This window comes from Vibrio sp. R-1 (assembly GCF_035615595.1).
Taxonomy (GTDB): domain Bacteria; phylum Pseudomonadota; class Gammaproteobacteria; order Enterobacterales; family Vibrionaceae; genus Vibrio; species Vibrio cholerae.
Genome location: NZ_WPDC01000227.1, coordinates 1 through 986, shown reverse-complemented (window position 1 = coordinate 986; position 986 = coordinate 1). Strand labels below are relative to the sequence as shown.

The window sequence follows — 986 nt, the reverse complement described above, 5'->3', positions numbered from 1 at the left end:
TGTAATGCGTTGCCAGCCCCTTAGGCGGGCGTTAGCCTTATTTCAGTGCCTAATGCTTTAAGTTAAGATGTATGCCAATCAATATTATGGGGTCACATACATGAAGTCTTTGTTGGTATTTGCGCTTTTAATGCCATCTGTAGTTTTTGCAAGCAGTTCAAAATTTCAATCAGTTGAACAAGAAATTAAGGGAATTGAGTCTTCACTCTCTGCTCGTATAGGAGTCGCCATTTTGGATACTCAAAATGGCGAAAGCTGGGATTATAATGGTGATCAACGATTTCCATTAACAAGTACTTTCAAAACAATAGCTTGTGCTAAGTTGCTGTATGATGCAGAGCATGGGAAAGTTAATCTCAATAGTACAGTTGAGGTTAAGAAAGCAGATCTTGTTACGTATTCGCCTGTATTAGAAAAGCAAGTAGGTAAACCAATAACGCTCTCTGATGCATGCTTTGCTACTATGACAACAAGCGACAATACAGCAGCCAATATTGTTATAAATGCTGTCGGTGATCCTAAAAGCATTACTGATTTTCTGAGACAAATTGGTGACAAAGAAACTCGTCTAGATCGTGTCGAGCCTGAGCTCAATGAAGGTAAACTCGGTGATTTGAGGGATACGACAACGCCTAATGCAATAACCAGCACGTTAAATCAATTATTATTTGGTTCCACATTATCTGAAGCTAGTCAGAAAAAATTAGAGTCTTGGATGGTGAACAATCAAGTTACGGGTAATTTATTGAGGTCAGTATTGCCAGTGAAGTGGAGTATTGCTGATCGCTCAGGAGAGGTGGATTTGGTGCTAGGAGTATTACAGCGATTGTGTGGAGTGAAGAAAAAAAACCGATTATCGTAAGTATTTATCTAGCTCAAACCGAGGCTTCAATGGCAGAACGAAATGATGCGATAGTTAAGATTGGTCGTTCAATTTTTGAAGTTTATACATCACAGTCGCGTTGATAAGGCTAACAAACGCCTCA

The 986-nt window shown here is 39.4% G+C and carries 1 pseudogene; it reads left to right on the top strand.

Annotated elements, in window-relative coordinates:
• The first annotated feature begins 100 nt into the window (after window positions 1-100).
• Window positions 101-966: pseudogene (gene blaPSE, locus GOU96_RS17780) on the top strand (PSE family carbenicillin-hydrolyzing class A beta-lactamase).
• Window positions 967-986: the final 20 nt, after the last annotated feature.